Below are 23,967 nucleotides of genomic sequence, written 5' to 3'. Positions count from 1 at the left end.
TCGAGCAATGTATTTATAAGGTCACAATACATTTAGCTTGAACTCTAGACGGTGCTGCCCCAATATTGCTTTGCAATCTTCTGCCCTTGATCAATCTTCGCCCATTGCTGAGCTTCGCTTAATTCGTTACCGCCATCACAAGATGCAAAGCCGCATTGGTGAGACAACAACAGCCGATCCTTATCAATGATTTTGGAAGCTTCGTCCAGCAAACGGACAACACGTGCTTCATCATCGAGTGTACTCGTTTTGGATGACAACAGACCCAGTACAATTTCCGTTTCAGGTCTGTCCTTGAACACTTCCAGAGCTTCAATTGAACCCGCACGATCATCATCCCACTCCAGGAAGAAACGGTCATACTTCAATTGCTTCAGGAACAGATTCGCAATTTTGGCATACGATCCACCACCCATGTTGCGGGAATCATAATTGCCCCGGCAGTTATGTGTCCACATTTTCAAGCCAAGGCTATGACCAAAGTCAATCACAGTATTATTAATATCAATGAATTCGGTAGCAAGTCCCTTTACTTCATCTTGATTAATATTTTCCCCTGTAAAAGGAGAGTTCGGGTTGTCGTCTGCAAACAGTTCCCACAAGCAATCATCGAATTGCAGAATTTTACCGCCCACTGCAGCGAATTCCTCCACGAATTCCTTATACGCGATCACAAGACCCTCTTTGAGCTCCTGTATGTTTTGATATACAGCATCCGTACCACCAATGTTATCTGACCAGGAAAGCTCACCGAAAATATGGGAAGGAGACGGTACGCAAAGTTTCGTTTGTTGCTCGCCAGCCGTGTCTTGCAGTTGTTGGAACAGTTGAATGAAATGATGGTTCTTTCCACTCAATTTATCAGTGATGCGCAGTCCAATATCTTTGCGTGTTTCATACTTCGAAGTTCCGTCCACATCTCTGAAAAAATAGCCGTGATCCGCGATGTAACGCTTCACTCCGCCAAATCCCCATACAAAGTCCAGATGCCACATCGATTTGGAGAATTCGCCATCGGTAACCACGGACAAGTTATGTTCGATTTCCTTAGCGACAACTTGTTTGATTGCCTCCGTCTCACACTTTTCATATCCTTCGTAGTTTTCATAGAACGGATATTGGATATCATCATTATGTTCAATTTGCGTTTTATATTTCAGCAGCTCATCCGGCCGCAATAAACTTCCTACGATCTGGAACTTATCAGTCATGTAAAAAACCCCCTCGTTGTATACAATGATCATATCACGCTGAGAGCAGTTAGAAGGGATACTAAAAAACCATAACTGGTTATAGTTAAAAGCTATATCCACTTATTAGACAGATTTCAGTGAAACCGTCACCGACACAGTGTACCTCTATCCGTGAACGTTATTCAATTTCACACCGTACGACGACGCAGTTCATAAAAATACTGAACGGCTGGATGCTTTAATTTGACCTGCTCCGACATATTTAGAATTCGCTTTTTGCCAACTCGTCTGTCCATTAAAGCCAGAATATTAAACAAGATATCCTTGCTCTCCAGATTATCCTCTATAGAAGTGGATAAATACGTCGTAGCTGCAACGGTAAAATTCGATTTACTAAGTGCGGTCTGAGCCAACAAAAGCTCTTTGGCATGTACGGAGATTTTTCTACTTCTTGCCATGACTTGAAGACGATCCTCGGGAATGGGTCCTTTGGAATCTTTTCGGATAGCTTCAATCTCTTCATCGCTCACAGGAATCATGATTTCCGGGTCGCTCTTGATCTCCTGCTCTGACTGATACCATCGAATTGGGGTTGTAGTATCACTCATGTTGAGTACATTCTTTTTATCTACAGTAATATAACAATTGCCTGATTTATCAGGTGAATAGCTATAGCTGGTGGCACGGTACTCCACCCTTCCAACTAACGCAGGACTAAGAAAACTCTCCAGTTGTTGCTTCAATTTACTCCAGGACATAGATCCTCCTATTATCAAAAGCCTACCGCATGAATTACGGCGATCATTTCAAATATTTATCAATCCGTCTCCAGTATCAACATTCATCTAAATTATAACATAGCAAACCAAATGGATGATGGAAGAAACCCAGTTATTGGTTTTAAAATTCCCTATGTGATAAAATTGCAGAAAATTATCTACTTACTATTAAATCGTCATAGCCTACCATTGGAACATACGTTGTTATTCACAAAGGAGAGGAAGAGTGTAATGGCTACGAAGAAAGCAACCTTACCTGCTCATATGGAAAAACTCGTTAAAGATAATGATATCGCTACTGTAAAAGAAATTTTCGAGCAATGCGAATGGGATGCACGTGGGGGCTACAGCAAAGGTACGGCCCTCAGCTTTCGTCAAATATCGGATGAAGTGGTCCGCTGGCTGGTAGCGCAAGGGGCAGATATTAATGCACGTGACAAATATCAACGCACGCCTTTACATTCCCATGCCTCACACTGGTCAGGAAATGTACCCCTGTTCCTTGAATTAGGTGCGGATGTGGACGCTGTGGATTACCAAAATGAAACACCGTTACATGCAGCGGTCAATGGGTATCGAACCAAAGTGGTTCAAGAGTTGGTAAACCAAGGCGCTACTATTAACGTAGAAAATAAACAGGGAAATACGCCATTAGCTAAGGGGTTAGCCAATTGCAGGAATAGCGATATAGTCAGTCTGGCAGAGATTGCCGCAATTCTGCTGAATGCCGGAGCATCGGTCACCCCCGATATGAAAGAATCGGTGAAGCGGATCGGTAAGGATTTTGAATTCGTCCGTGAGAAGTTCAATAAGGACAAGGTCGATGAAGTTTCAGATGCGCTGATCAAACTGTACCAGTTATTTGATGTCGAGCCGGTAGCGAATCGGATCATGCACGATGGGACTACTCCCATTCAGGTAAAGGCAACCACCTGGACCAAACAGCACCAAGAGCTGTGGGAATATCTCATTCCGGCCCAAGGCCACGCTCAAACGGTGCAGGGAGAGGTCATCCGCATCACAGGACGTGTATCCCATGAAGTATTGGATAATGGCGGTGGAAACTGGGATGCGGAGTATCGCAAGATGCTGGATGCACTGATTCGTCACCTGGGCTCTGGTGCGCCACTCGCCCCCGCACTTCTCCAAGAGGCAGCAGACTTGGTCAGCAGACTTCACAATGGATACGATTTTGATGCGCCTGCCAGATTATCCGAGTTAGCGGTATTATGGGTGCTTGCCAATCCTCAGCCGGTCGCTATGGAGAAACCTGCGTATACGCGTTAAACAGCAAAGCAAAAAAGAAGCGGAAAAGTTACCGCTTCTTTTTTCTATTAAATCTATCTGAATCATACTCCGTATCCATGATTACGTCTTACTCTACTCTACCTGTTCATTGCTTTCAAACTCATTGAGCAATTCACGTACTTTAGAAGTGGTTTTGGCGTTCATCAAGCTGTTTCTCAGCTCACTAGCACCGCGGAAGCCACGAACATAGATTTTGAAAAAACGGGCCAGCGGGCTGAACGAACGCGTTTCAAGCTCGGAATATTGATCATGGAGATCTAAATGCAGCCGTAGTAGATGAAGGAACTCTTCTGTGTTATGCTCCCTTGGCTCCTTTTCAAAAGCAAATGGATTCTGGAAAATACCCCGTCCAATCATAATACCATCCACACCATATTGCTCCACGAGCCTGAGGCCTGTTTCACGGTCAGGAATATCCCCATTAATCGTCAGCAGTGTATTAGGCGCTATCTCATCACGAAGTTTTTTAATCTCCGGAATCAGTTCCCAGTGAGCATCTACTTTGCTCATTTCTTCTCTCGTCCGCAGATGAATGGACAGGTTCACAATGTCCTGTTGCAAAATATGGGTCAACCAGTCGCGCCATTCATCGACCTCAGTAAATCCAAGACGCGTTTTTACACTGACCGGTAGCCCCCCGGCTTTCGCTGCCTGAATAATCTCCGCCGCAAGGGCTGGCCGGCAGATCAATCCACTTCCTTTTCCATTCTCGGCTACATTCGCTACCGGACAACCCATATTGATATCGATGCCTTTAAAGCCTTCTTTCGCCATACCGATACTCATCTCACGAAAGAATTCAGGTTTATCTCCCCAGATATGAGCCACAATCGGCTGTTCGTCCGCTGTAAAAGTCAGACGCCCTCGCACACTATGGTGCCCCTCAGGGTGACAATAACTCTCTGTGTTCGCAAATTCGGTAAAAAACACATCCGGTCTGCCCGCCTCACCTACGACATGCCGAAACACAACATCCGTCACATCTTCCATGGGTGCCAGTATAAAAAATGGTCGTGGCAATTCACGCCAAAAGTTTTCCTTTGTCATCTCAAAAGCTCCTCTATACATTCCAGGACAGTCTCTGTCCTCATTAATAGTTAAAATAGTAAAACTCGTAACTCATACATCTGCTTGCTATCATTTACATGATCATTCGCAGTTTCGTTACGATTCACATTATGGTGTCCTAGCTTCTTCTTCACTTATACCATGCAAATGTAACTTTGTTCAAACAGCAGTATCTGTTATTACTTCCATTAGATCTTCAGATTATTGAACGTTCGATGATCTCGAAATTGCCCTTTCCCGATTTTATCACGTCTTTATTAGATTTTCAGCCCGATTGCTCTTGCCGAACTGGATAAGCTCCTCTAAAATGAAGCTCGACAGGCTTTTAACCTGCAAATCAAGATTTTAAGGAGGCCTGAATGATATATGGAAATTTCACTGGATATGATCAAAGACAAAGTCGAATGCTTGCAGGCTTATGACTTCCGTGAACTGGAACGAGCGATCGAAGAACGAATCGGAATGAACAAAGCATTAATGCTACGCGTGAAGCAAGTTCAGCATCAAGTAACGTTTGACCCTTTTCGCAACAAGATGTTATATAGTGCAATCGTGCATTTTGCCGTATATTAATGGACCAAGATTTTCAATAGTGAAAAACAGTTCACTGACGCAATTGCATTTAAGCATATCCTATAAAGCATGCAAAAAAGAAGACGCGAATTCGCTCGCGTCTCTTTCCATATCAAACTCCATTTTCTCTTATTAAAACTCCTGCTTAAATAACATCGCCAAGTTTGTTTAAAACGCGGTGTTAAAAGAGGATTTTTGTCACCTGTAATCATATTTTACATAGTTAAATACGGGATCGTACCACTATACAAACAGTCACTTTTGAGGATTAAGGGGGTAATACCATGCAAGAATTAATATTTATGAAGAATTATAAAAACAATGAAGTACTGCGCAAGAGTTTTTTCGAGCTTGCTGTCAACACGTTTGAGATCAATTTTGAAGATTGGTATCAACAAGGATACTGGGGCGAGCGTTACATCCCTTATTCATATGTCGATGGGGACCAGGTTATTGCCAACGTTTCTGTTAACATCCTTGAGCTCATCATTCACGGGGAGAAGAAAAAAGCGATTCAAATCGGCACGGTGATGACACATCCTGATTATCGGGGGAAAGGACTCTCTACACGTTTAATGAATAAAGTTTTAGAGGAATACGAGAACAAGTACGATTACATGTACCTTTTTGCCAATGAATCGGTGCTTGATTTTTATCCCAAGTTTGGGTTTGAACCTGTGGAAGAACATCTTTTTTCAATGAATTATACGGCAAAAAAATCACCTGAGCCTGCGAACATCCGAAAACTAAATGTAACTAACGCGGATGATTTACGTCTTATTCAAAAATTGGCATCGGAAAGATTGCCTGTTTCTCAGCATTTCGCAACCCATCATGCTCAAGGAATACTCATGTTTTATTGCCTGAATGTCTTTAGTGATGATATTTATTACTTGGAAAACGAAAACGTCATTGTTATTTATCAGAAAGAAGACAATCATATTGAGCTTTTCGACGTTGTTAGCTTAAACGAAATGAATATGAAAGATATCTTGGATAAGATTGCAGATGAAGATACAGAGAAAGTAACCTTTCATTTCACTCCAGATGCAACAGATGATATCGTTCTAAAAAGTTCGATCACCAATGAAGGTTTATTTGTAAGAACCCATGGTGAACATCTCTACCCTCTGCACGTTAAACATCCGATTACATCTATTGCTTGATGATTTATTTAATAAGACCTACCACCAGACCATACTTAAAAAAGATCAAAAAGGAGCAGGATTCCCTGCTCCTTCGTTATGTGAAACTTCTTTCTCTCATCAAACGTAAATTCACAAGGTATAATGAAATCAGATGACCGTTCAGCATGATCTTATGACCATCATAATGAAGGAGGGGACATTCGTGGCGTTTATCCCGCTAAACTGCCCCAATTGCAACGGAAGAATTGAATACAAGAAGGATGAGGTTTTAAAGTGTCCCTATTGTGAAACAGAACTTTTATTGAAGCAAAATCATGTCTATTACGTAGACCAGACTATTAATCATTACCATGGAACGTCCCCTAAAGTACCACCGAAGCAGACTGCCTCCGTAAAGGTAATGCTGATACTGATGTTAGTCCTAACTGGCGCGATCGGTACATATTTTTATTATAGCAATAGCTCCACCTATCCAAAAACAGAAGCCAATCTGCCTGTACGAAAGATGCCTGAAAGCGAGGTTCTGCTCTCATTTTTGCGAGATATCTTCGATAAAGGGTCCGCTTTGCCAACAGAGGAGGAATTGGCTCGTATTCGCTATTTAACCGTAGAGCATTCGGAGAATGATCAGTGGAAGTTTACATATAGCCTCTCCGATCCCTTCAGCGATGAACAGGCCGAGAAGATCACTTATATTACTCAGGACAAAAAACTGAATAGCCAGCGGATTGATCAGCGAGATTTTGAAGCTTTTAAGGGACTGACGGCATTGGACCTGACGAATACCTATGAAATATCCCAGACGGACCAAACCACTTTGGCCCATATGCCCGGATTAAAAAGTTATGGTGGCGCTTTTAACGAATCCTTTAGTACATTTTCGGGCTACTTTGGCGACAAGTCTAAAATTACGGAGCTTACCACTCAGCTTCGCAGCAATCAGGAATTGGCTATGTTGCTGGAATTCCCCAATCTGAACTCTTTATCCATTACCTATGTGGATGAGTCCGTAACAGATTTTCACTTGTTAAACCAATTGCCAATCAAGTCCCTGTCGCTCACCTTTGTCGATGAACTCGGATGGTTGTCGTCCATGACCGGGTTATCATCCTTGTCTATACAGTACAGTGAAACCACAGACCTGCAGCCGCTGTATGCCTTGACCCAGCTTCAGGAGCTTCAGTTGTCCTATTTAACGAATGTAAAGTCCATCGACTTTGTGCAAAATATGCCTGCTCTACAAACGTTAGATATTGAAAATGTAAACTTCTCCAGTCTGGAGCGCTTGACCGGCAAAAACTCTATTACCACACTACGCCTGGCTTCTCTAAGTGAGCTTGGCTCCGTAAAGGCCATAAACAGTCTGCCCTCTTTGCGGGAATTAACGTTGTCCGGCTACTACGAGAATGCAGAAGCGCTGACACTGCCTAAAGTAGAGCGAGTGGAAATTCCAAGCTCCTTTCTCCCCGGGCTAAAGGCCCCGGTTACAACCAGTCTGACGCTCCGTGGCGGAAGTGGGGAATCGAACTTGGCTGCGCTGGGGAAATTCCCGAAACTGGAGCAACTCTCGCTCTGGGAGATCGATGAAATAACCCGTCTTGCCGCCCTGGACGGCTTGTCCCGCCTAGAGACCTTAAACATTTACGACTCGTCACTGTTCAAGGAAAGCGACGCCTTATTTCGTTTGAAGCAGATGAAATCTCTGGTGTGCTACGAGTGTAGGCTGAACTTTGAACAAAAGGCGGCCGCGGAGAACAGCGTACTTGAACATTTGACCTTAAACCAGTCATATTTTAGCATGAACAATACCTCTGTTACTGAAATTGATCAAATGATGCCTTACTTTGCCAACATGTCCGCTCTACGTTCCTTCACCATGCAGGATAGCAATTTGGATTCTTTAGAATTCATGAGTAACTGGCAGGCCATAGAAGAGCTTCATCTCGAGAACAATGCCATTTCCAATATCGAGACCCTAAGCCAGCTGCCTAATCTGCAAAAGGTATATCTATCCGGTAATTCCGTGCAAAACAAATCCGTGCTTGGTGCGGGTGTGCACGTATATTAATTCCCGCTTGGGATAAGGGGATTTTTAGACTACTGTAGTTAATGGATGGTATTGAAACAAAGACAAGAAGGGGTTCGAGAATCATGTATCAATTCTCGAACCCCTTCTGTTTATGCTTAGCTTTCTAACCATCATCGCAACACTTTCCACATGGGATGAGTGGACAGTTAAAACACATTACAGGAATAGCATTTGCTCCGTAAAAGAGCGGTGACAAAGTTACCGCTTATTACTTTTATATTAGTATCAACTAGTTAGGTAACTCTTGTTTTGCCGTTTCTAATTTCTGTATCAGATTAAAATCATCTTTTATGGATTTACATATAATGTATCTATCTACACCCAAGAAGATGCATAACTCATAAGCATAAGCTAAAATACTCGCTAATTTACTTCTAAAACCCCGCTCAATATTCGCTGGAATGGATTCCAGCATAATACCTTTTATTGGTTCATAATCTGTATCACTTAAAAATTTCCCAGTACCACCTGAGGTTTCTCTATGATAGCGCACAATTACCTTAGCATAATTTAAAAACTTTGTTTCCCAATCTGCTCCAGCATCGTACATGAAGCCCGTGGGTGTAGACCGAAGCGAAGCTTAGGGCTACCCCACCATTAATAAAAATTCAATCCTGTAATGATGTGGAATCTCTCGCTATGCTCGGTCTTCCCCATAGGCTTCGCTACGCTCGCCTTCTATAAAGTTAAAAAGTTAACGAGGGTATATCAAAATTTGCCCCAGCCCCATCATTATTTTATTTCCTCTTAGCAGGTCTCCACTTGAAGCCACAGTTCATACAGCCGTTGACAATTTCACTTCTTCCAACGAAACCGACTAATATGCTTACTGGCAAGCACAAGCTAATTGAAATCCCACAAATAATGCCGATGAAAGTTACTAGACCTCCAAAAGCTTCACTTCCTGTGCTACTTACACCACTTCCGACTTCTACATTTTGATTATAATAGAAAGCACCCATCGTACCTGCCAACACTAATACGAGAGGAAGTAATCCCATCCACCCCAGTGTTTTGAACATGTTTGCGAAGTTGTACCCTCTTTTGTTGGCTACCACCTGCTGTGACTTGCACTTACGGCAAGTTACGGCATTTACACTATTTGTAGTTTTTGAGTGACTCCCTGTTCCTTCTACTTGTCCGACTGTCCTGTTTATTTGGGGGTTAGCCCCCTTAGATTGACCCCTCGCAGTCATGTTAGCTTGGGCAGGCGTTGTCTTGTTGGGCTGATTATATGTAGTTCTAGTACCACGTTGCACTTCTTTTGACTCCCTTCTGATGTTCTCTTGTAGGCATGTAGAACTATTCGACAAAACTTTCCAAGACCCTCTTTTACTGCCTTCCTATTGTGTTCGCCCCTTTTCACCTTCATGGAGTGACCAACGTCGTCCTTTCGCTTCCGATCGAAAAAACGATAAGATAAGTATAGCCGGGCATGTCACAATATGGAACATGACATTTCGAAAAAATTGCGCGTGAATTAAGTACGCCTTTTGTGGCACTGACATACACCCGTTCCTCCGGTGTACCCCCTCGCGATTACGGTAAATTTCTGATTCAAAAAGGAATAGACGCCGATCATTTAGACCGACGCCAATTATTTTTTCTAAAATCGGTAACCCTCCTTTATTTCGTCACAATAAAGTTAGGTAAATTTTTTTCAAGATACTTAATTCTTTCCGAATAATCTTGTTCTGCATGAGTTTCCGTAAGTATATTGTTGGACACTAACAAGTCATAAAATGATTTCAGCATCTGGGCTGATATAGCGGAAGTAATCATCATTCTTTGAGCGTCGATCAGAACAGAAGCTATCTTTTCAGGCTGTACAAGTTCAATCTGTACGCCGTTCCTGTCGATTATGAAATACATCTCCTTCACATTTTCAAACACTAAATGTTTTACTTGTGCCCCATTCGCCAAGCGAGTCTGAACTTCTTCTATTGAATAGCCCGGATTCGGATCATTTATCAGCAGCCATTTTGCAAAATCTTTTGCATCGACTTCATCTGTATCATATTTTTTCCAAACCGTGCCATTATCCTTGCTTATCTGTATTGTGTTATCCATCATGACACGAAGATATATTTCGTTGTCCATATAAACTCCACGATACTTTGAATCCATAAGGCTGGCTATCAACTTCGGTACATCATATTTCTTGTTGAATGTTAAATCGTGCGGCATTAAATCGGTAATGGTGGCACCTTGAGATAATGCGGGCACTAGATCTGTAGTGATGGGACCATGAGATAATGCGGGCACTGCTTCAGCTGAAGGTTCGGCTTTAGGATTGTCGACATGCGTAACAGCTTCCGTTTTGTCCAATGCAGAAGTCGCGAAGATGATAACGACACTGGCTACAAGCCCAATAGCGAGCAGCATCGTGGCGATCGTGATTTTCTTGGTTTTCATAATCGATTAAATCCCTTTCTTCGGTTGAGTTTTTGAAAAAGCTACTAATCATCAGCGACAAACCGATTTTCTTTTCTTCCAAGCGTACAAGTGCCCTAGCATAAGTAGGTTTCGAGTTTTCTCCGAATTTCCGTATGACTGTTTCATCACAGAATAGCTCGATATCACGGTTGGTAAGAGTACAACAGGCCGAAAAATACCGTAGGTACGCGGAGTTGAAATATTATCTAGTTGCCTAATTTGAACATCTCGCCATAACAAATTTGAATGCTGCCATCTTCTTATAAAATCGTTTCTAATAGGCACAGCCATTTTGTAGATTTTGCGATACCGATTACCTTCATTATGATTATACTGTAAGTAAGTTGTTTTGTTGTTCCATAATTCTGTCAATCTCAGTAGCATAAATCAACGGCATAAGCAGACCTAAGAAGGAATCATGTCCATTAAAGGTTCTTTCAACTTTCATTATTATCATCTCCCCTGCTATCAGTGGTCGCTCCATGTCTTTAAAGAGGTGCAAGGGGAGAGTATTATTCTCTTGCTTCTATAACAAAAGGCATTCACCCTTAGCTGAAGGTGAATGCCCTTAGTTACTAAATATACTGGCTTTGCGGTTAGTTCTCAGTAGCTTTAGCCGCTGACTTCTTTTTGTTAACTAATTCTCTATGCCCCCCATAACTCATTAGGGTAAAGATAATCCCTACAACGGCAAAGAAAATATGCCCAGAATCAAGTTCAAACCTTGAAATAAAAGCAATCAAGGATGAAAAGAGTTGAAAAACCATCAATGGTTGAATGGTTTTTCAGCTAAGTGCTGTATGAATGCGTTTCTTTTCTTCATCAAGTCATCCTGTTGTGCATTCATTAAAAAGTCGTGTTACGCCACCCTCCCCCACCAAATCGCCGAAAACCCTTGCCCCACTTGGCTTGAACGCCTCTCGCCCTATTTTAGCACGAGCAAATAAAGTCGTATTAAAAATCGGATTGGAAATTGGAGAAAGATATTGAGAAAAAGCTTGATAGAAACAAGGGATTCGGTTAGTTTAAGAACTTCCCTTCCTCCTGACCTCCCCCTGCTCCAAAAGAAAAAAAGCCGAGGAATACAGGATTGGATACCTGAATTTCGCTCGGCTTTGTGATACGACTTTTTAGGCTTTAGGTCGACTTTAATTCGAATCTACAATTAACCCGCTCCGTTGATGCATACGCCAATACATCTCAACTATTAGTCTTTCCTGACCAACAGTGAGTAACACTCCACATGACTAGTGTGCTGTAACAAAATCAAAACAAAAAAACGGCATCTCTGCCGTTTGTGTTTAAAGTGTTGATGCAGACAGCGGCGGTTTTCATACGATGAAAAGACACATGCACAGTATGCCTGTTGATGCGGCTCATTTCTAGAAATATTAGATGTGATTTTACCTGAAAGCCTTTAACATTAAAAATAATTGATTATGAAAATGTACTTCATTCGTATATATTTTTGTAAATAAACCAATGCACTTGTCTATGATTTCCCCAGTGAATTTTTGGGACATGATGGCTTTATTCGAATAGATCCTTACTGTCTTCCAGTCATGAATAATTTGGTCCAATAACGGGTCAAGCGTATGTTTTGCATTGATATGATCAATGTTGTACTTATAGAGAGTATTTAACCTGTATTTCTCAGAACATTTTCTATAAATAGTACTGCTCAATGTTTCTATAATCGTTTCATTTTTTATAATGAGCTCGTAATTTTCTGCCAACAACAGTATATTATTCAAACTTTCCGTTATTTCATTTTGATACCTGCACATATTTTCTACGAATGCATTGATGGTTGTGTGTGCTAAATTCTTATTGTTCAAGATTTCATGATTACCGGGGGGCACTAGCGCATATTCCCAAAAGTAGTCTGGCATCTTTACGTGTTCCGAAGTCATACATGACCATTTAAATTCTGAAAATGGTAGAGAATATTGTCTGTATTCTGTAATATCATCAACCGTATATATTTCCTCGTTCGTAAGATTGAAGCCATAGACAAAAACAGGGTGCAGTCCATGTTTTTTGTTATAGTAAAAGTCTCTCCCGCGTTGATAAAATAAATCAATAAATATGGAAATCGGATGACCACTTGAAATAGAGTTTATGATCTCATCTTGTAACGTATCTAGTTCAGGGGATTTTTTACGAATAGAGATCCCCATTTCCTCAAGGATCTGATCTCCCTCCTCAAGATCCAACACCTTTAACTTGAAATATCCTCTTGTTTGTATTTTTTGTTTATCAAATCTATAAATACTAATAACATTATTCAAAATCGGCAACTCATCTTTTTTAAAATATCTGGCAAGCGTTAACAACAAGTTGTAGCCGCAATTGAAATAAGGAAAATTATGATGAGGATACATTTTTGTCATGCCGTCGAAGGGCTGAAAGGTGTCCAGGGAAATAATTTCTTCCATAAAATATTTCTCCTATACTAAAATTATTGTTGATATTACGGCTATATTACCTCTTAACAAGGTTCATCATACGGTATTGCCGCGTTCCAGCCTTCATCTCTTCATATTTCTTCGAGCCGGGCAATGCGATGAATTCATTGATATCTCCAATATTCGTGCTCGCTTTGGCATTGCTCGCAATCCCTTGTGTGCCAGTACGCTGCTTCGCACTCTCATCACATGATAGAAGAACATTCGAAGTCACATCCTGATTGCGGATTACAGACAGGCCTGCTTCCTCTAACAGCCTGATGTTATGCGCTACCTGATCTCCCAGCATCAGCTCCGTATACAGAAATACGCCGCCAACTCTCATTATCCGGTACACCTCTTCATAGAATCGAGATCGGTTCGGATAGGCATGTGCGGATTCTATATTTAACACCACATCGAAGCTCTCGTCTGCAAACGGTATATTCTCCGCATCGCCGACGAGATACAAAGATTCACCCCCTCGGGATTTGGCATTGCAATAGGCAATATTCGCCGGGCAGATGTCGAGACCGACAATAGACAGCGGCTTGAAATATTTAGACAGAGCTGCTATGTTCCCTCCCCTGCCGCATCCGATGTCGATCACCTGCCGCTCCCGAATCACCGTCCTGCCCACTGTCTCAAGCAGCAGCTTGACCGAGTTTCTATTCCATGCATCGTCGGGCTCGATCACCGCATGTTGCTCATTCCCGTGCGGGACGTAACCATAATTTAAGAAGGTGGCGAATCGGCCTATACCGGACAGCGCAAGGGAGTGCGAAATCTCGCTATAATCTCGAATTTCAGCCTCTTTCCGGTTCCATTCGGAAGGGTGAACAAACTGCTCACGCCGATCGAGCATCGATACATAACGGTCATCGTTCGTATATACCGCATCGCAGCTGCAGCATTGCAGCAATGCCTCCGACTGGACCAGCACGCCCTTGCAGCTGGAGCATACCAACCTTGCATGTAGATGTTGTAGCATGACTATCACCCAGCCGACGTATGCATTTGATTCAACGCGTACACATTATAGTAATTTGGGATATTCAAATCTTCGTAGTAATCGATCACGGCATAGAAGCAGTTGGTTTGGAAGATGTTCTCGAGCCTGCTGATCTGCTCTCCGTCCAGTCCGTGTACCTCCATTACAATTTGCCTGATTTTGCCCCAATCTTCCGGTTGGATTCCTTCCAGCACCTCGAACTCACTTTTTTCCACGTCGATTTTGAGCAGATCAATTTGGTTCAGATCATAAAAACGGATCATTTCGGAGATCGTAGTTAGCTTGCAACGATAGATTTGTTCATTCAGAAGCTTCGGCGACATAAGATGATCGACAAAGCGGTTTAGCATTCGCCGGTCAGCGAAATTATCTTCGTAATGGTTGATTAACCCGTATCGGAGATCTTGATCGTGGTTCTCCCTGTATTTGATCTGGACAGAGTCCGTGGACATCGTAGGAAAATAGGCAAACTCCGCTTCCTTGATCTCATTGGAAAGCCCGACGTTAACCGTCGTTACGCGAGGCAGCGAGCTCGTATTCATCTTCAAGAGTTTAAACGTCGGAGGCAGTGGCTCAAAGGCATACACCCTGCAGTCGCTCTTGCTGCTGACATATAGGCTAAACATGCCGATATTAGCCCCGACGTCCAGGACCGTGCCATGATCCGGAAGCGTAATCCCGTGCTTGAAATACATCTCCTTGTGGAAAATCTCGTTGTAGAGAAACTCGGTCTCTCCTTCGTTGTTTTGATAGATTTCAATCCCGTTGTGCAGCCGTTTCTTTGTAATGGCGTCTGTCTGCAATGGATGACGCTCATGCTCCGTCTTGCTCATTCAATTCACCTTCTCAACAATTTGTTTGTAGGGCATTTCTCTAACTGCTGGCGCTTTCATAGCGTTTGACGGCCAGCTTCCAGAACAGCCTGACCACTAGAAGCGATATAACGGGAGCTACAAAAATCCATATCCCAAGGAACAAGTCCAATCGATCAATCAAATAAACCGACGGCATGTTGGTGATGAACAAGATCGGCACGACATACAACCCAATTCTTCGCAGCCATTTGGGGTATATGTACATCGGCATATTGTTTAAATCCCAACATTTGTCAAGTATTTCGAAGATCGAACCGGACTTCACCGTCCAGAAGGCAAGGATTTGCGGAAGTAGAAGCACCGAATAGGTCACGATCGTGCTACTCAAGATCACGCCGATATATCCGGCCACATGGATCAAGCTTGGCTCGATGTCAAGACGCCGCCAAGCCAGTACGATCATCGTGATCCCGGCGATCAGGTTCGGGATCGGAAACGCGAAGTTAACATGCCGGAACGAAATCATGAACTGCAGCGAAAGCGGCTTCGTCATATACAAGTCCAGCGTCCCGTTGCGGATATGGCCGGCGAATCTATAAAAGTTATCCATAAACAGTCCTGTATAGATTGCGATCATAATCGTATAGGTCCCTGTGAAGATCAACATCTGGTCAGGAGAAATGCCATTGATTTCGATCCCGAGCTGGAAAACGAACAAGATATAGATCAGCTTGGAAAACAGAAATACGGTCTCCATGATCAAACCGGAGTAGAAATTCGCTTTGTATTCCATGTAACCGACCAAGCTGTTCTTTGCGAAAATAAAGAACATACGTACATGCTTCCGAAACTCCGTCAAGCTGATACTCACAGATCTAACCTCCAACGGCTACATATTTCCTCATCCCGGAATCCCACGACAACTTCGAAATCATCATAAGCACAATTACCCAGACCGCTTGTAAGAGGAGTCCGCGCACGATTTCATGAATCGCCATGCTCCCATTGATGATGTTAACCGGGAAGAATACGACATATTGAAACGGTAAATAGCTGGAGATTCTGGCAAACGTATCTCCGAAAATATTAAGCGGAAAGATGGCACCACTTAGCAAATAGACGCCTTGATTGAACGCGATATAAACGCCCCAAACCTCGGTAATGATGAACGCGAGAGCGCTAATCGAATAAAAAAGCAGGAAGTTGATGAGCAGTCCGAACAGAATGCTGACCAGGAACATAACGATCTGCACCCCTCTAAGCTGAAACCCCCAAATCTGAGTAAAAACGATCATCAGTATGACGAATAAGACAAGGACGACCCCGATCTGAACCGTTTTCCCACCGAAAAAATTGCATATCCGATAGCTGAAATAATGAATGGGCTGAGCGATAAATTTGCTCAGTCCACCCGTCTTGATATCATTCGCGATTTCCCCTTCGAAGCCGGCAGAAACCAGCTTGGAGACGACGCCGGACAACACGGAATAAATGATGATCTGTGAATAAGTATAGCCATTAATAATCTCTTGCGGCGAACTGCGAAACACAGCCGTCCAGAGGAAGCATTGGACGAGAATGATGAAGCCGCCGCTGATGATACTCATAAAGAAATCGGTCCGATACTCCATCGCATTCTGAAGCGCAAGGATGTACGTCCTTTTATACTTCTGTAAGGCTTTCATGTCTGACCCCATCTTTCTGATACAAGCTTTCGATGCCTCGCTCGACAGGTATATCTTCAACTGTGAAATCAAGGATCGGGAACCGGTCCAGCATCATCTTGGAAAGCCGCTGGAGGTCATGCTTATCGATCTCCATGACGGCATTCATGCCGTCATGTTGCATGATAGCGCCATACTCGCTTAGCGCTTGCCTCGGCACTTCGTCCGTAAATTGCAACTTGATGATCTTTTTTGCATGAAACAGCTCGTTCACACGCCGAAGATCGCCGTCGTATACGATCTTCCCTTGATTGATGATGATTGTTCGTTTGCATAAATCCTCAATATCCGCCATATAGTGGCTTGTCAGAATGACCGTTGCTTTTGTCTGCTGGTTATAATACTTCAGGAACTCCCGAATGCGCTTCTGCGAAATCAGATCGAGTCCGATTGTAGGCTCATCCAGAAAAATTACCTTAGGCCGGTGGATGAGCGACGCAATTAGCTCCATCTTCATCCGTTCCCCCAGCGAAAGCCTACGTACCTGAATATTGAGCAGATCTTTAACATCAAGCATCTCCGTAAGCTCATCCAGGACAAGGTTGTAGGGCTTATCCTCGACCTCATAAATGCATTTGTTCAGGTACAACGATTCGTTCGCCGGTAAATCCCACCACAACTGCGATTTCTGCCCCATCACGATCGAGAACTGCATCTTGAATTCTTTTTTTCGCTCCCAAGGGACATAGCCTAATACCGTCGCTTGCCCGCTTGTCGGATACAAGATGCCGGACAGCATCTTAAGCGTAGTTGTTTTGCCGGAACCGTTCGGGCCTAAGAACCCGACCATCTCGCCTTGCTCGATTACAAGTGATATCTCGCTAACCGCTTCTTTGATCAGTGATTTCCGCTTCACTAAATTTTTTAGCGATTTTTTGAACCCCAATTCTTTTTCGTAGTAATTGAAGCTTTTGGATAAGCGTTCCACTTGGATAATACTCACTGGTTCACCTCATTTATGCTCATGTAGAATAGTTAAACACCGTGCAAATGCAAGACACTGCACTTGGAACATGCCGGTGTCAGTCGTTCATCCATCATTTCCCTTATCCTTCTGTAGGTCATGCCGTGCCATAATTCCTGTACGGACGCTTCATTTAATTTGCCGATCTCGAACTCTTTGAAAAATTTGCACGCAACAATCGTTCCATCGGGCGTAATATCCATCCGGTTCGAGAGAGCCAGGCACTTCTTGTTCATCGTGCCTTTACTCTTCACCTCTTTGCCGAGCACGAAATCTTCGATCTGGTCATAATCCAGATTCGGCTGGTAGCGTAAACGCATTTTCCAGACCCGATTATTCACCCGGTCCAACTCGCTCATCAAAGCAGGGATACGCTCCGGATCGAGCTTGTAGTTAAAGGCGTGCCAGCTTCGTTCGCCCTTGTGCTCGCTCGCCGCAAGGAAGTCGAACTTCTGGTCAAAGTAATCGTCCATTCCCTGCGTGCACTCGTCCGAGATGTACCACGGGAAACAGACCATGACCATATCTACACCGACGCCCTCCAGAAAGTCCAACAGATCGTACAGCTTGTCGGTCATAGCATCGTTAACGACGGTATGGATCGTAATTTTGCCCTTGAATCGGTTTTCCTTGCGCAGCTCGACTAGCATCCGAATAGCATCTATCGCCTTGTTGAATACCCCTTTGCCGCGAAGCGCATCATTCTCTTCTTCGAATCCATCAAGTGCAATGAGCAGCTCCAGGTTGTCGGAGATTCTCAGCAAGGCGTCCAGCTTTCGCTCGATCAGCATCGCGTTCGTGCAGATCGTCGTCTCGCGAGGATGGGCTTCAAGCAAATCGGCCAAACGGTCGAAATGGCTGTATACGAGCGGCTCGCCGCCCCAGATATAGAGTCTCGACTTGGCTGGTTCCGTCTCGAGGATCAGCTTCTCCAGCAGCCCGTAGTCGAGCTGTTCCCGCTGCTGCTCCGGTGTCATAAAGTGATGATAGCCGGTGTCGTTCCATTGATAGCAATGCTTGCAGCGCAAGTTGCATTGGTTCGTCAGTTTAATCCCGACCGACTCTGGCAACGGTGTCGCGTAACCCGCTATTTTCTCCATGTTCCGCTTGGTTTCCACCGTATTCTTGATAGTACGTTTCAATATTTGCAAATCCTTTGGGGAACGTTTAATCTCTGATTTCGGATTCATATCAACACCACCCTTCTTAAACCTATTAGGTCATTCACATGAATCAATAGATATAATACCTTGAACAAGCCGTACAAATCGGAAGCATATTTTTTTTCATATACGCGCGATAATCTTTGTACTTGTCACTACTCCAGATATCCAGCAAACTCTCTTCGTTCACGTTGCCAAAGGTCAGATCATAGAAGGCATGGCAGGGAGAAACGTCGCCCCTTGCCGTAATCTCCGCATAAACCCATGGAAGGGAGCACCGATTCCGTTTATCAGCCATCTGATGGAATTGCCCCGAGAAATAGTTGCTCAAATTTTGTTCATCTATCGTCTTCGGATAGGTGATCACATGGATGCTGTTTTTCAAGCAATACGCTTTAACATTATTGAGCTGTCTCGTCAATTCCGGAATATCGATCTGGCTGAACGAACTGGTGTCCCGCCAGACCATCCCCTTGGCATAAGGAGCTTCATGCACGTCGAATTTGTCACTAAGAACCTCCACATATTGGGCATACTGCTCTTCCGTTGCATAGAGCTGCACTTCCATGCTGATATGGTCCAACATCGACAAGTCGATATGCTTAAAGAAAAATTCCTCAACGTACATATAGTTCAAGGGCGTAATGATAAAGGATACACCCATTTTCGGAAATTGCTTGCCCTTGCTTTCCCGAAGCTCATAAAGCTTCTCGATCCCCTTGATTACTTTCTTGAATACGCCTTTGCCTCTCTGCTTATCGTTGATTTCCTCAGGGCCGTCGAGCGACATCCAGATCTTATTTGGAGCAGTCTCGACAAGCATCTCGGCATGCTGCTCAAGCAATGTGCCGTTCGTGGGGAAGTCCGCTTTACTTCCATAGTGATTGATCATGGCGAGAATGTCGCTCAGCCAAGGGTACATCAGCGGCTCGCCGCCGAAGAAATCGTAATACGGCTTGCCCGGGCTGCACTCGACGATGATCTTTTTAATGAGATCCGGATCCAGATGCGCTAACGTTTTTTTGCTTTTGTAGGGCCCTTCGAGTCCCCACTCATAGCACATCTTGCATCGTAAATTACACTCCTCCAACAGCTGCATGACGATCCATCTCGGATAGCTTGTCTTTGTCTTATCTTGGGCGACACTCAATTTGTTTACGCTCATCGCATAACCCCTTCTGCCATTGAAATCTTACCCCTTCGTTAACGCGACTCTCGCACAATAATGATCCACATAATTCGTCCGTTCTCTGGGTCTGTTCATGATCGCTTGATGCATCTCCCTAAGGACCTCTACGGAAAAATCCATTTCCCGCCACTTCTCGTAGCGTATTCCGAACCCCAGTGATTCCCACAATTCCAAATTGCTAAGCTCGTGACTTCCGAACGGCTCCAGCAGAATAAGAGGGGTTTCGGATGCAAGCGAGTCGATTAATGTGCCCGCTCCCGGCTTGGCCACGATAGCCATCGCCTCCGAAGCGATATCGAATAACCAATGATGATCAACCTCAGCGGCGTATGACTTCGTGTCTTCTCCCGTTATTTCGATGTATGGCGGAAACTCGTGCAGGCCGTTCGCACTCTTCACCCATGCACACCATTCCGGATCATTCATCCAATATCGGTGATCGGGATCGGGCTTCGCTTCCTTCCAATCGTAAGCTACGATATCAAGCCCATAGTTATGGGAGGCAAGCTCTGGAATTGTACTTTGATAAGTGCCCATCCCCCAGCCGCCGCCATGAACAACAAGCCGCCGCTTCCTTGAGTCGAAGGGCAGTGCCGTACGATGAAGAATCGGGATTTCGCATCGAATCTCCATCTTGTCGGTGTCATAGAGACAAGCATTGTAATAATACTCGTCATAGCTAGGATGAAACTTCTTCAAGCTCTTCCAAGACGGGGCCAGATCTGAATCGACGTAGAGCAGGTCTACATGAATTTGATTCGGCAGCATCTTCTCCCTATACAAATCCAGAATATAGATCCAGTGTCCGGATAACGATATGAATTCGTACCGCTCTTCCGCTTTCCACGCCTCCAGCAATAGCTCGACCTGGGCATAATCAATGCTGCCCCGGATATCCATCGGCATTCGGGCCGATAAATTGGCAAGTGCGAAATTATTGTGGTAAGCCTTTCTGCTGTCTACAATATGATCCATCTTGTCTTGCTCTAAATAGCTTTCGAACACGAGCACTTCCGTCGCGATATCCCTTTTCTCGAAATCACTTGCAGCTAACAGGCCGGGAATATAGAAACCCAGACCGAAACCCGAGCATAGAATCGTCACTTTCCGCTCACCCATAAAATTTCTTCCTCCATTCATGGCTTCAAGCGCTTCGGACTGCATCAGCGGGCGATCTTGAAGGATAACGACGACAGCACCTCATTAACCTTAGTGGTCAATCGTTCGTTATCCCATTCCCCTTCGATCAACGAATAATATAATCTGCCTTTCACCTGCTTATTCCGGATCCCCTTGCACTCGCTGACGACTTTGTTAATAAAGAGCGTATTCGCGCTTAAAGGTAAAATACCGAATCCTCGATCAGGCTTATATAGAACACCCTCGCGGTCCAGCGATTCAAGCAATTGATCGAATGATACATCGCATGCAAACTGTAAAGTCGCATGTGTCATGCTCCCGGCCGTGTCGTGCTTCTTCAGGTAGCGGTCAACGTAATGCTTGATCAGACTCATCGATCTTCTTGCATTCACCTCAACAATCGGAACGATGCGGCCGTCTGTCAACAGCATAGAATCGACGCATACGTCGCCGTGATAACCCGACCGATAAAGCTCGCGAGCCGCCCGTTTCATTACATCAAAATACTTCGCTTCCTGCAGCATATGAAGCAACCTATCGTCTGCTGTATAGGAGCCTTGGTAAGCGAAATTGTGATTGACCAACTGCTGCACTGAGATATGTCGGTAAGTGCCGTCCGGATCGATGTGGAATTGGCAAGAAAAATCCAATTTCTTGCGGAGGAACGGCTCAATAATAAACCGAACCGTTTTTCCCTTGCTGCACTGATCGGCGACATAGGATGTGACTCGCCGCAAAATCGCTTCCGACTCGATCAGCAAATTGCCTTTCCCCGATACCCCAAACTCATCTTTGATCAGGAAGGGTCCTTGATTCAGCAAAGTCAAGCCGCTTGCCAGCAGCTCTTCGGGAGAATAGACCGTCTGGCTGTCACACCGAAGATCAAGGCGACGGTTCAATTCGGTTGAATACAGCTTCGAATTGACAGTCTGAACCGTTTCGATAGCTGGAAAATCCTGTTCCAGCCCGTAACGCGTTGCAGTACGATCCACCCCCGGAATGACGGCAAAGGGCGACAACCGGGCGCCGTCCAGCAAGTAGAGATCCATGTCACCCATTCGATCGGCTGATGTGAGCAGGTCGAATATATTGGCGGTTCTGCCTACGCTTCCTACATCAGGACTCTCGAGATCGGTTGAATTGGAAAGAAATTTAAATCCGATCTCATGCAAATACTCTTTATGGCAAACGTTCATTCGATAGCGAGTAATGAGCTTATCCTGCGCCTCGCAAAATGGGAAGAGCAGCTCATCCATGGCCATCACGATATTCTCCATTTCAGGATCGTGAAACGACGGCAGTTTGGCTAGATTAGGGTCGCGCCAGAAGCGTTCCGCGTCAAATGTCCCGATAATGAGCTCGAACTTGCGTCTATCGTTCATACAGGCGCTGTTTTCTGCAGCTCCGAGATATAATTGCAGAAGGTCGTGACCGACTCCATAAGATTGAAGTCGAATTGTTCAAAATCGATTTCAATACCGAAACGCTCTTCCACCTGTAGTACAAAAGTAATTAGCTGTAAAGAGTCCAATCCCCCGTCTTCCATGATGTTCGAATGCTCGTTCAAACTGTTTGCCAGTTGGGCGTCTTCCTTGATTTCGCATATCATCGCTATGATCTGTTCTTGCATAGGTACCTCCCGTTTAATGGATATATTGACCCTGGTAATAATGGATCGTTCTAGCGAGTGCATCATGCAAACTGATCGCCGGTTCCCAGTCCATAATCGTCCTTGAAATGGTAATATCCGGCTTCCTTCTCCTTGGATCGTCTTCCGGCAGCGGGAGAAACTCTAACTGCGCGTTGGACTTCATTAGCTCCTTCAATATTTGGGCGACTTCAAGTATGGTGACTTCCTCCGGATTCCCCAAATTGACTGGCTGTTCATACGTGGTGCTCAGCAGTCTCACAATCCCTTCCAGCAAATCGTCGATATACTGAAAGCTTCTCGTCTGTCTGCCGTCGCCATAAATCGTAAGGTTTTGCTTGGACATGATTTCATTAATGAAATTGGTAATGACGCGTCCGTCATTTAAATCCATCTTCGGGCCGAATGTATTGAAGATCCGAATGACCCTTACCGGTATACCGTATTTCCTGTTCATCCAGTAGGTGATCGCCTCTGCATACCGCTTCGCTTCGTTGTAGCAGCTTCTTGCTCCAACCGAATTTACGTTGCCATAGTAGGTCTCCGGCTGAGGGTGAACAGTTGGGTTACCGTAGATCTCGCTTGTTGAAGCCAAGAAGAAAGCAGCCTGCTTTTCTTTGGCCAGATACAGCAGATGCATCGTCCCTTCGCTGTTGACCCTCATCGTTTCGATCGGATAGGACAAATATTTAGGCGGACTGGCAGGACTTGCAAAATGCATCACCCAATCGACAGGGCCTTCAATTGCGAGCGGATAAATGACGTCATGCTCGATAAACTTGAAATTGGGCGACCGTAAGAGATTGTCTATATTGACAGTAGACCCGGTCAGAAAATTATCGACGCCGATAACGGTATGGCCTTCCCGCAGCAGCCTCTCGGCAAGGTTGGAACCGATGAAGCCTGCGACTCCTGTTAATACAATGAATATTATGATCCCCACCCTTACTTAAGGTTTGTGAAGCCACTATTAATTCAATCGAACAGGTATGGTTCTATGCATGAATCACAAGTTGTCGGGTCAAATAACAGGAGAGATTCTTGAGGTGAGTGGATTCGCTGTGGTTGTGCCGGAAAAAGCGCTTGAAGCAATGCGGATCGTTGAAAGACAAGAAGGCAATAGGCTGTCAGCAAACGGATCTTTAAGACAAGAGCAACGGTTTGGCTTAATCAATACGCTGTATCGCAACGATTATAATCCCGGCATCACTCCCTCCATAAATATGCCCGGATCACCACCGGCTTCGGGCTAAGGCTTCTATTCAGGTACA

The 23,967-nt window shown here is 44.4% G+C and carries 23 protein-coding genes; 5 read left to right on the top strand and 18 right to left on the bottom strand.

The annotated features are described in order from the left end of the window. Nucleotides 1-44: 44 nt before the first annotated feature. Entirely contained in the window at nucleotides 45-1,211 is a 1,167-nt protein-coding gene (locus MHI52_RS04345) for a cobalamin-independent methionine synthase II family protein (protein WP_076253801.1), read from the bottom strand. 170 nt (nucleotides 1,212-1,381) lie between these two features. Beyond that, nucleotides 1,382-1,951 carry a hypothetical protein gene (locus tag MHI52_RS04340; RefSeq protein WP_036668348.1) on the bottom strand — a complete coding sequence of 190 codons (570 nt, stop codon included), beginning with the start codon at nucleotides 1,949-1,951 and terminating at the stop codon, nucleotides 1,382-1,384. Between the two features lie 252 nt (nucleotides 1,952-2,203). Here MHI52_RS04340 and MHI52_RS04335 point away from each other — a divergent pair, with 252 nt between their 5' ends. Further along, on the top strand, nucleotides 2,204-3,259 hold the full coding sequence (locus MHI52_RS04335; RefSeq protein WP_405158535.1) for an ankyrin repeat domain-containing protein: 1,056 nt from the start codon (nucleotides 2,204-2,206) through the stop codon (nucleotides 3,257-3,259). A gap of 93 nt (nucleotides 3,260-3,352) precedes the next feature. Here MHI52_RS04335 and MHI52_RS04330 read toward each other — a convergent pair whose 3' ends face one another. Next, nucleotides 3,353-4,327, bottom strand: coding sequence for a tRNA dihydrouridine synthase (locus tag MHI52_RS04330; RefSeq protein ID WP_405158534.1), 975 nt, complete (start codon nucleotides 4,325-4,327; stop codon nucleotides 3,353-3,355). Nucleotides 4,328-4,714: 387 nt separating this feature from the next. On the opposite strand from MHI52_RS04330, the gene MHI52_RS04325 reads away from it, so the two are divergent. From MHI52_RS04325 to MHI52_RS04315, 3 genes are all read left to right on the top strand, one after another. Next, entirely contained in the window at nucleotides 4,715-4,921 is a 207-nt protein-coding gene (locus MHI52_RS04325) for a DUF2536 family protein (protein WP_405158533.1), read from the top strand. A gap of 284 nt (nucleotides 4,922-5,205) precedes the next feature. Then, nucleotides 5,206-6,087 carry a GNAT family N-acetyltransferase gene (locus tag MHI52_RS04320; protein WP_405158532.1) on the top strand — a complete coding sequence of 294 codons (882 nt, stop codon included), beginning with the start codon at nucleotides 5,206-5,208 and terminating at the stop codon, nucleotides 6,085-6,087. A 382-nt stretch (nucleotides 6,088-6,469) separates the two neighbouring features. Further along, on the top strand, nucleotides 6,470-8,137 hold the full coding sequence (locus tag MHI52_RS04315) for a leucine-rich repeat domain-containing protein (protein ID WP_405158531.1): 1,668 nt from the start codon (nucleotides 6,470-6,472) through the stop codon (nucleotides 8,135-8,137). A gap of 250 nt (nucleotides 8,138-8,387) precedes the next feature. On the opposite strand, the gene MHI52_RS04310 is transcribed toward MHI52_RS04315, so the two are convergent. The 15 genes from MHI52_RS04310 to MHI52_RS04240 all read right to left on the bottom strand — a co-directional run bounded on the left by MHI52_RS04310 (nucleotide 8,388) and on the right by MHI52_RS04240 (nucleotide 23,639). Beyond that, entirely contained in the window at nucleotides 8,388-8,708 is a 321-nt protein-coding gene (locus MHI52_RS04310) for a hypothetical protein (RefSeq protein WP_405158530.1), read from the bottom strand. A gap of 187 nt (nucleotides 8,709-8,895) precedes the next feature. Beyond that, complete coding sequence (locus tag MHI52_RS04305) at nucleotides 8,896-9,180, bottom strand: hypothetical protein (protein WP_405158529.1); 285 nt, start codon at nucleotides 9,178-9,180, stop codon at nucleotides 8,896-8,898. Between the two features lie 604 nt (nucleotides 9,181-9,784). Beyond that, a complete protein-coding gene (locus tag MHI52_RS04300) occupies nucleotides 9,785-10,573 on the bottom strand; it encodes a hypothetical protein (protein ID WP_405158528.1) in 789 nt (262 codons plus the stop codon). A gap of 1,424 nt (nucleotides 10,574-11,997) precedes the next feature. After that, nucleotides 11,998-13,032 carry a hypothetical protein gene (locus tag MHI52_RS04295; RefSeq protein WP_405158527.1) on the bottom strand — a complete coding sequence of 345 codons (1,035 nt, stop codon included), beginning with the start codon at nucleotides 13,030-13,032 and terminating at the stop codon, nucleotides 11,998-12,000. A gap of 46 nt (nucleotides 13,033-13,078) precedes the next feature. Then, complete coding sequence (locus MHI52_RS04290; RefSeq protein ID WP_405158526.1) at nucleotides 13,079-13,984, bottom strand: class I SAM-dependent methyltransferase; 906 nt, start codon at nucleotides 13,982-13,984, stop codon at nucleotides 13,079-13,081. A gap of 53 nt (nucleotides 13,985-14,037) precedes the next feature. Beyond that, the gene (locus MHI52_RS04285; protein WP_405158525.1) at nucleotides 14,038-14,886 is read right to left on the bottom strand and encodes an FkbM family methyltransferase; all 849 of its coding nucleotides are present in this window, start codon (nucleotides 14,884-14,886) and stop codon (nucleotides 14,038-14,040) included. Nucleotides 14,887-14,926: 40 nt separating this feature from the next. Then, a complete protein-coding gene (locus MHI52_RS04280; RefSeq protein WP_017690645.1) occupies nucleotides 14,927-15,739 on the bottom strand; it encodes an ABC transporter permease in 813 nt (270 codons plus the stop codon). Between the two features lie 4 nt (nucleotides 15,740-15,743). Next, nucleotides 15,744-16,553 (bottom strand): ABC-2 family transporter protein, encoded by an 810-nt coding sequence (locus MHI52_RS04275; protein ID WP_017690646.1) that lies wholly within the window; start codon nucleotides 16,551-16,553, stop codon nucleotides 15,744-15,746. After that, the gene (locus MHI52_RS04270; RefSeq protein ID WP_047840525.1) at nucleotides 16,531-17,535 is read right to left on the bottom strand and encodes an ATP-binding cassette domain-containing protein; all 1,005 of its coding nucleotides are present in this window, start codon (nucleotides 17,533-17,535) and stop codon (nucleotides 16,531-16,533) included. Before MHI52_RS04270 ends, MHI52_RS04275 begins: the two co-directional genes overlap by 23 nt. Before the next feature lie 32 nt (nucleotides 17,536-17,567). After that, entirely contained in the window at nucleotides 17,568-18,746 is a 1,179-nt protein-coding gene (locus MHI52_RS04265; protein ID WP_076320024.1) for a radical SAM/SPASM domain-containing protein, read from the bottom strand. Between the two features lie 43 nt (nucleotides 18,747-18,789). After that, a complete protein-coding gene (locus tag MHI52_RS04260; protein WP_340902075.1) occupies nucleotides 18,790-19,884 on the bottom strand; it encodes a radical SAM protein in 1,095 nt (364 codons plus the stop codon). Between the two features lie 27 nt (nucleotides 19,885-19,911). Next, nucleotides 19,912-21,027 (bottom strand): UDP-glucuronosyltransferase, encoded by a 1,116-nt coding sequence (locus MHI52_RS04255; RefSeq protein ID WP_405158524.1) that lies wholly within the window; start codon nucleotides 21,025-21,027, stop codon nucleotides 19,912-19,914. A gap of 44 nt (nucleotides 21,028-21,071) precedes the next feature. After that, nucleotides 21,072-22,430, bottom strand: a complete 1,359-nt coding sequence (locus tag MHI52_RS04250) for a hypothetical protein (protein ID WP_405158523.1) — start codon at nucleotides 22,428-22,430, stop codon at nucleotides 21,072-21,074. Further along, the gene (locus tag MHI52_RS04245; RefSeq protein ID WP_036668367.1) at nucleotides 22,427-22,678 is read right to left on the bottom strand and encodes an acyl carrier protein; all 252 of its coding nucleotides are present in this window, start codon (nucleotides 22,676-22,678) and stop codon (nucleotides 22,427-22,429) included. The genes MHI52_RS04250 and MHI52_RS04245 overlap by 4 nt, the downstream gene beginning before the upstream one ends. Nucleotides 22,679-22,691: 13 nt before the next feature. Beyond that, entirely contained in the window at nucleotides 22,692-23,639 is a 948-nt protein-coding gene (locus MHI52_RS04240) for an NAD-dependent epimerase/dehydratase family protein (RefSeq protein ID WP_244898284.1), read from the bottom strand. A 58-nt stretch (nucleotides 23,640-23,697) separates the two neighbouring features. On the opposite strand from MHI52_RS04240, the gene MHI52_RS04235 reads away from it, so the two are divergent. Then, nucleotides 23,698-23,949: a hypothetical protein gene (locus MHI52_RS04235; protein ID WP_282319425.1), complete on the top strand. Its 252-nt coding sequence runs from the start codon at nucleotides 23,698-23,700 to the stop codon at nucleotides 23,947-23,949. Nucleotides 23,950-23,967: the final 18 nt, after the last annotated feature.

The sequence above is a fragment of the Paenibacillus sp. FSL H8-0283 genome (assembly GCF_045040675.1).
In the GTDB taxonomy this organism is placed as follows: domain Bacteria; phylum Bacillota; class Bacilli; order Paenibacillales; family Paenibacillaceae; genus Paenibacillus; species Paenibacillus amylolyticus.
Note: the sequence above shows the minus strand (reverse complement) of the source record. Positions and strands in the feature narration are given on the sequence as shown.

What these genes read in the sequence shown, in the direction of transcription:
- MHI52_RS04275 (WP_017690646.1), bottom strand. Translation starts at nt 16,553, where the DNA reads ATGAAAGCCTTACAGAAGTATAAAAGGACGTACATCCTTGCGCTTCAG.
- MHI52_RS04325 (WP_405158533.1), top strand. Translation starts at nt 4,715, where the DNA reads ATGGAAATTTCACTGGATATGATCAAAGACAAAGTCGAATGCTTGCAG.
- MHI52_RS04305 (WP_405158529.1), bottom strand. Translation starts at nt 9,180, where the DNA reads ATGTTCAAAACACTGGGGTGGATGGGATTACTTCCTCTCGTATTAGTG.
- MHI52_RS04300 (WP_405158528.1), bottom strand. Translation starts at nt 10,573, where the DNA reads ATGAAAACCAAGAAAATCACGATCGCCACGATGCTGCTCGCTATTGGG.
- MHI52_RS04245 (WP_036668367.1), bottom strand. Translation starts at nt 22,678, where the DNA reads ATGCAAGAACAGATCATAGCGATGATATGCGAAATCAAGGAAGACGCC.
- MHI52_RS04340 (WP_036668348.1), bottom strand. Translation starts at nt 1,951, where the DNA reads ATGTCCTGGAGTAAATTGAAGCAACAACTGGAGAGTTTTCTTAGTCCT.
- MHI52_RS04255 (WP_405158524.1), bottom strand. Translation starts at nt 21,027, where the DNA reads ATGGGTGAGCGGAAAGTGACGATTCTATGCTCGGGTTTCGGTCTGGGT.
- MHI52_RS04345 (WP_076253801.1), bottom strand. Translation starts at nt 1,211, where the DNA reads ATGACTGATAAGTTCCAGATCGTAGGAAGTTTATTGCGGCCGGATGAG.
- MHI52_RS04265 (WP_076320024.1), bottom strand. Translation starts at nt 18,746, where the DNA reads ATGAATCCGAAATCAGAGATTAAACGTTCCCCAAAGGATTTGCAAATA.
- MHI52_RS04310 (WP_405158530.1), bottom strand. Translation starts at nt 8,708, where the DNA reads ATGTACGATGCTGGAGCAGATTGGGAAACAAAGTTTTTAAATTATGCT.
- MHI52_RS04260 (WP_340902075.1), bottom strand. Translation starts at nt 19,884, where the DNA reads ATGAGCGTAAACAAATTGAGTGTCGCCCAAGATAAGACAAAGACAAGC.
- MHI52_RS04250 (WP_405158523.1), bottom strand. Translation starts at nt 22,430, where the DNA reads ATGAACGATAGACGCAAGTTCGAGCTCATTATCGGGACATTTGACGCG.
- MHI52_RS04235 (WP_282319425.1), top strand. Translation starts at nt 23,698, where the DNA reads ATGAATCACAAGTTGTCGGGTCAAATAACAGGAGAGATTCTTGAGGTG.
- MHI52_RS04295 (WP_405158527.1), bottom strand. Translation starts at nt 13,032, where the DNA reads ATGGAAGAAATTATTTCCCTGGACACCTTTCAGCCCTTCGACGGCATG.
- MHI52_RS04320 (WP_405158532.1), top strand. Translation starts at nt 5,206, where the DNA reads ATGCAAGAATTAATATTTATGAAGAATTATAAAAACAATGAAGTACTG.
- MHI52_RS04330 (WP_405158534.1), bottom strand. Translation starts at nt 4,327, where the DNA reads ATGACAAAGGAAAACTTTTGGCGTGAATTGCCACGACCATTTTTTATA.
- MHI52_RS04285 (WP_405158525.1), bottom strand. Translation starts at nt 14,886, where the DNA reads ATGAGCAAGACGGAGCATGAGCGTCATCCATTGCAGACAGACGCCATT.
- MHI52_RS04335 (WP_405158535.1), top strand. Translation starts at nt 2,204, where the DNA reads ATGGCTACGAAGAAAGCAACCTTACCTGCTCATATGGAAAAACTCGTT.
- MHI52_RS04315 (WP_405158531.1), top strand. Translation starts at nt 6,470, where the DNA reads ATGCTGATACTGATGTTAGTCCTAACTGGCGCGATCGGTACATATTTT.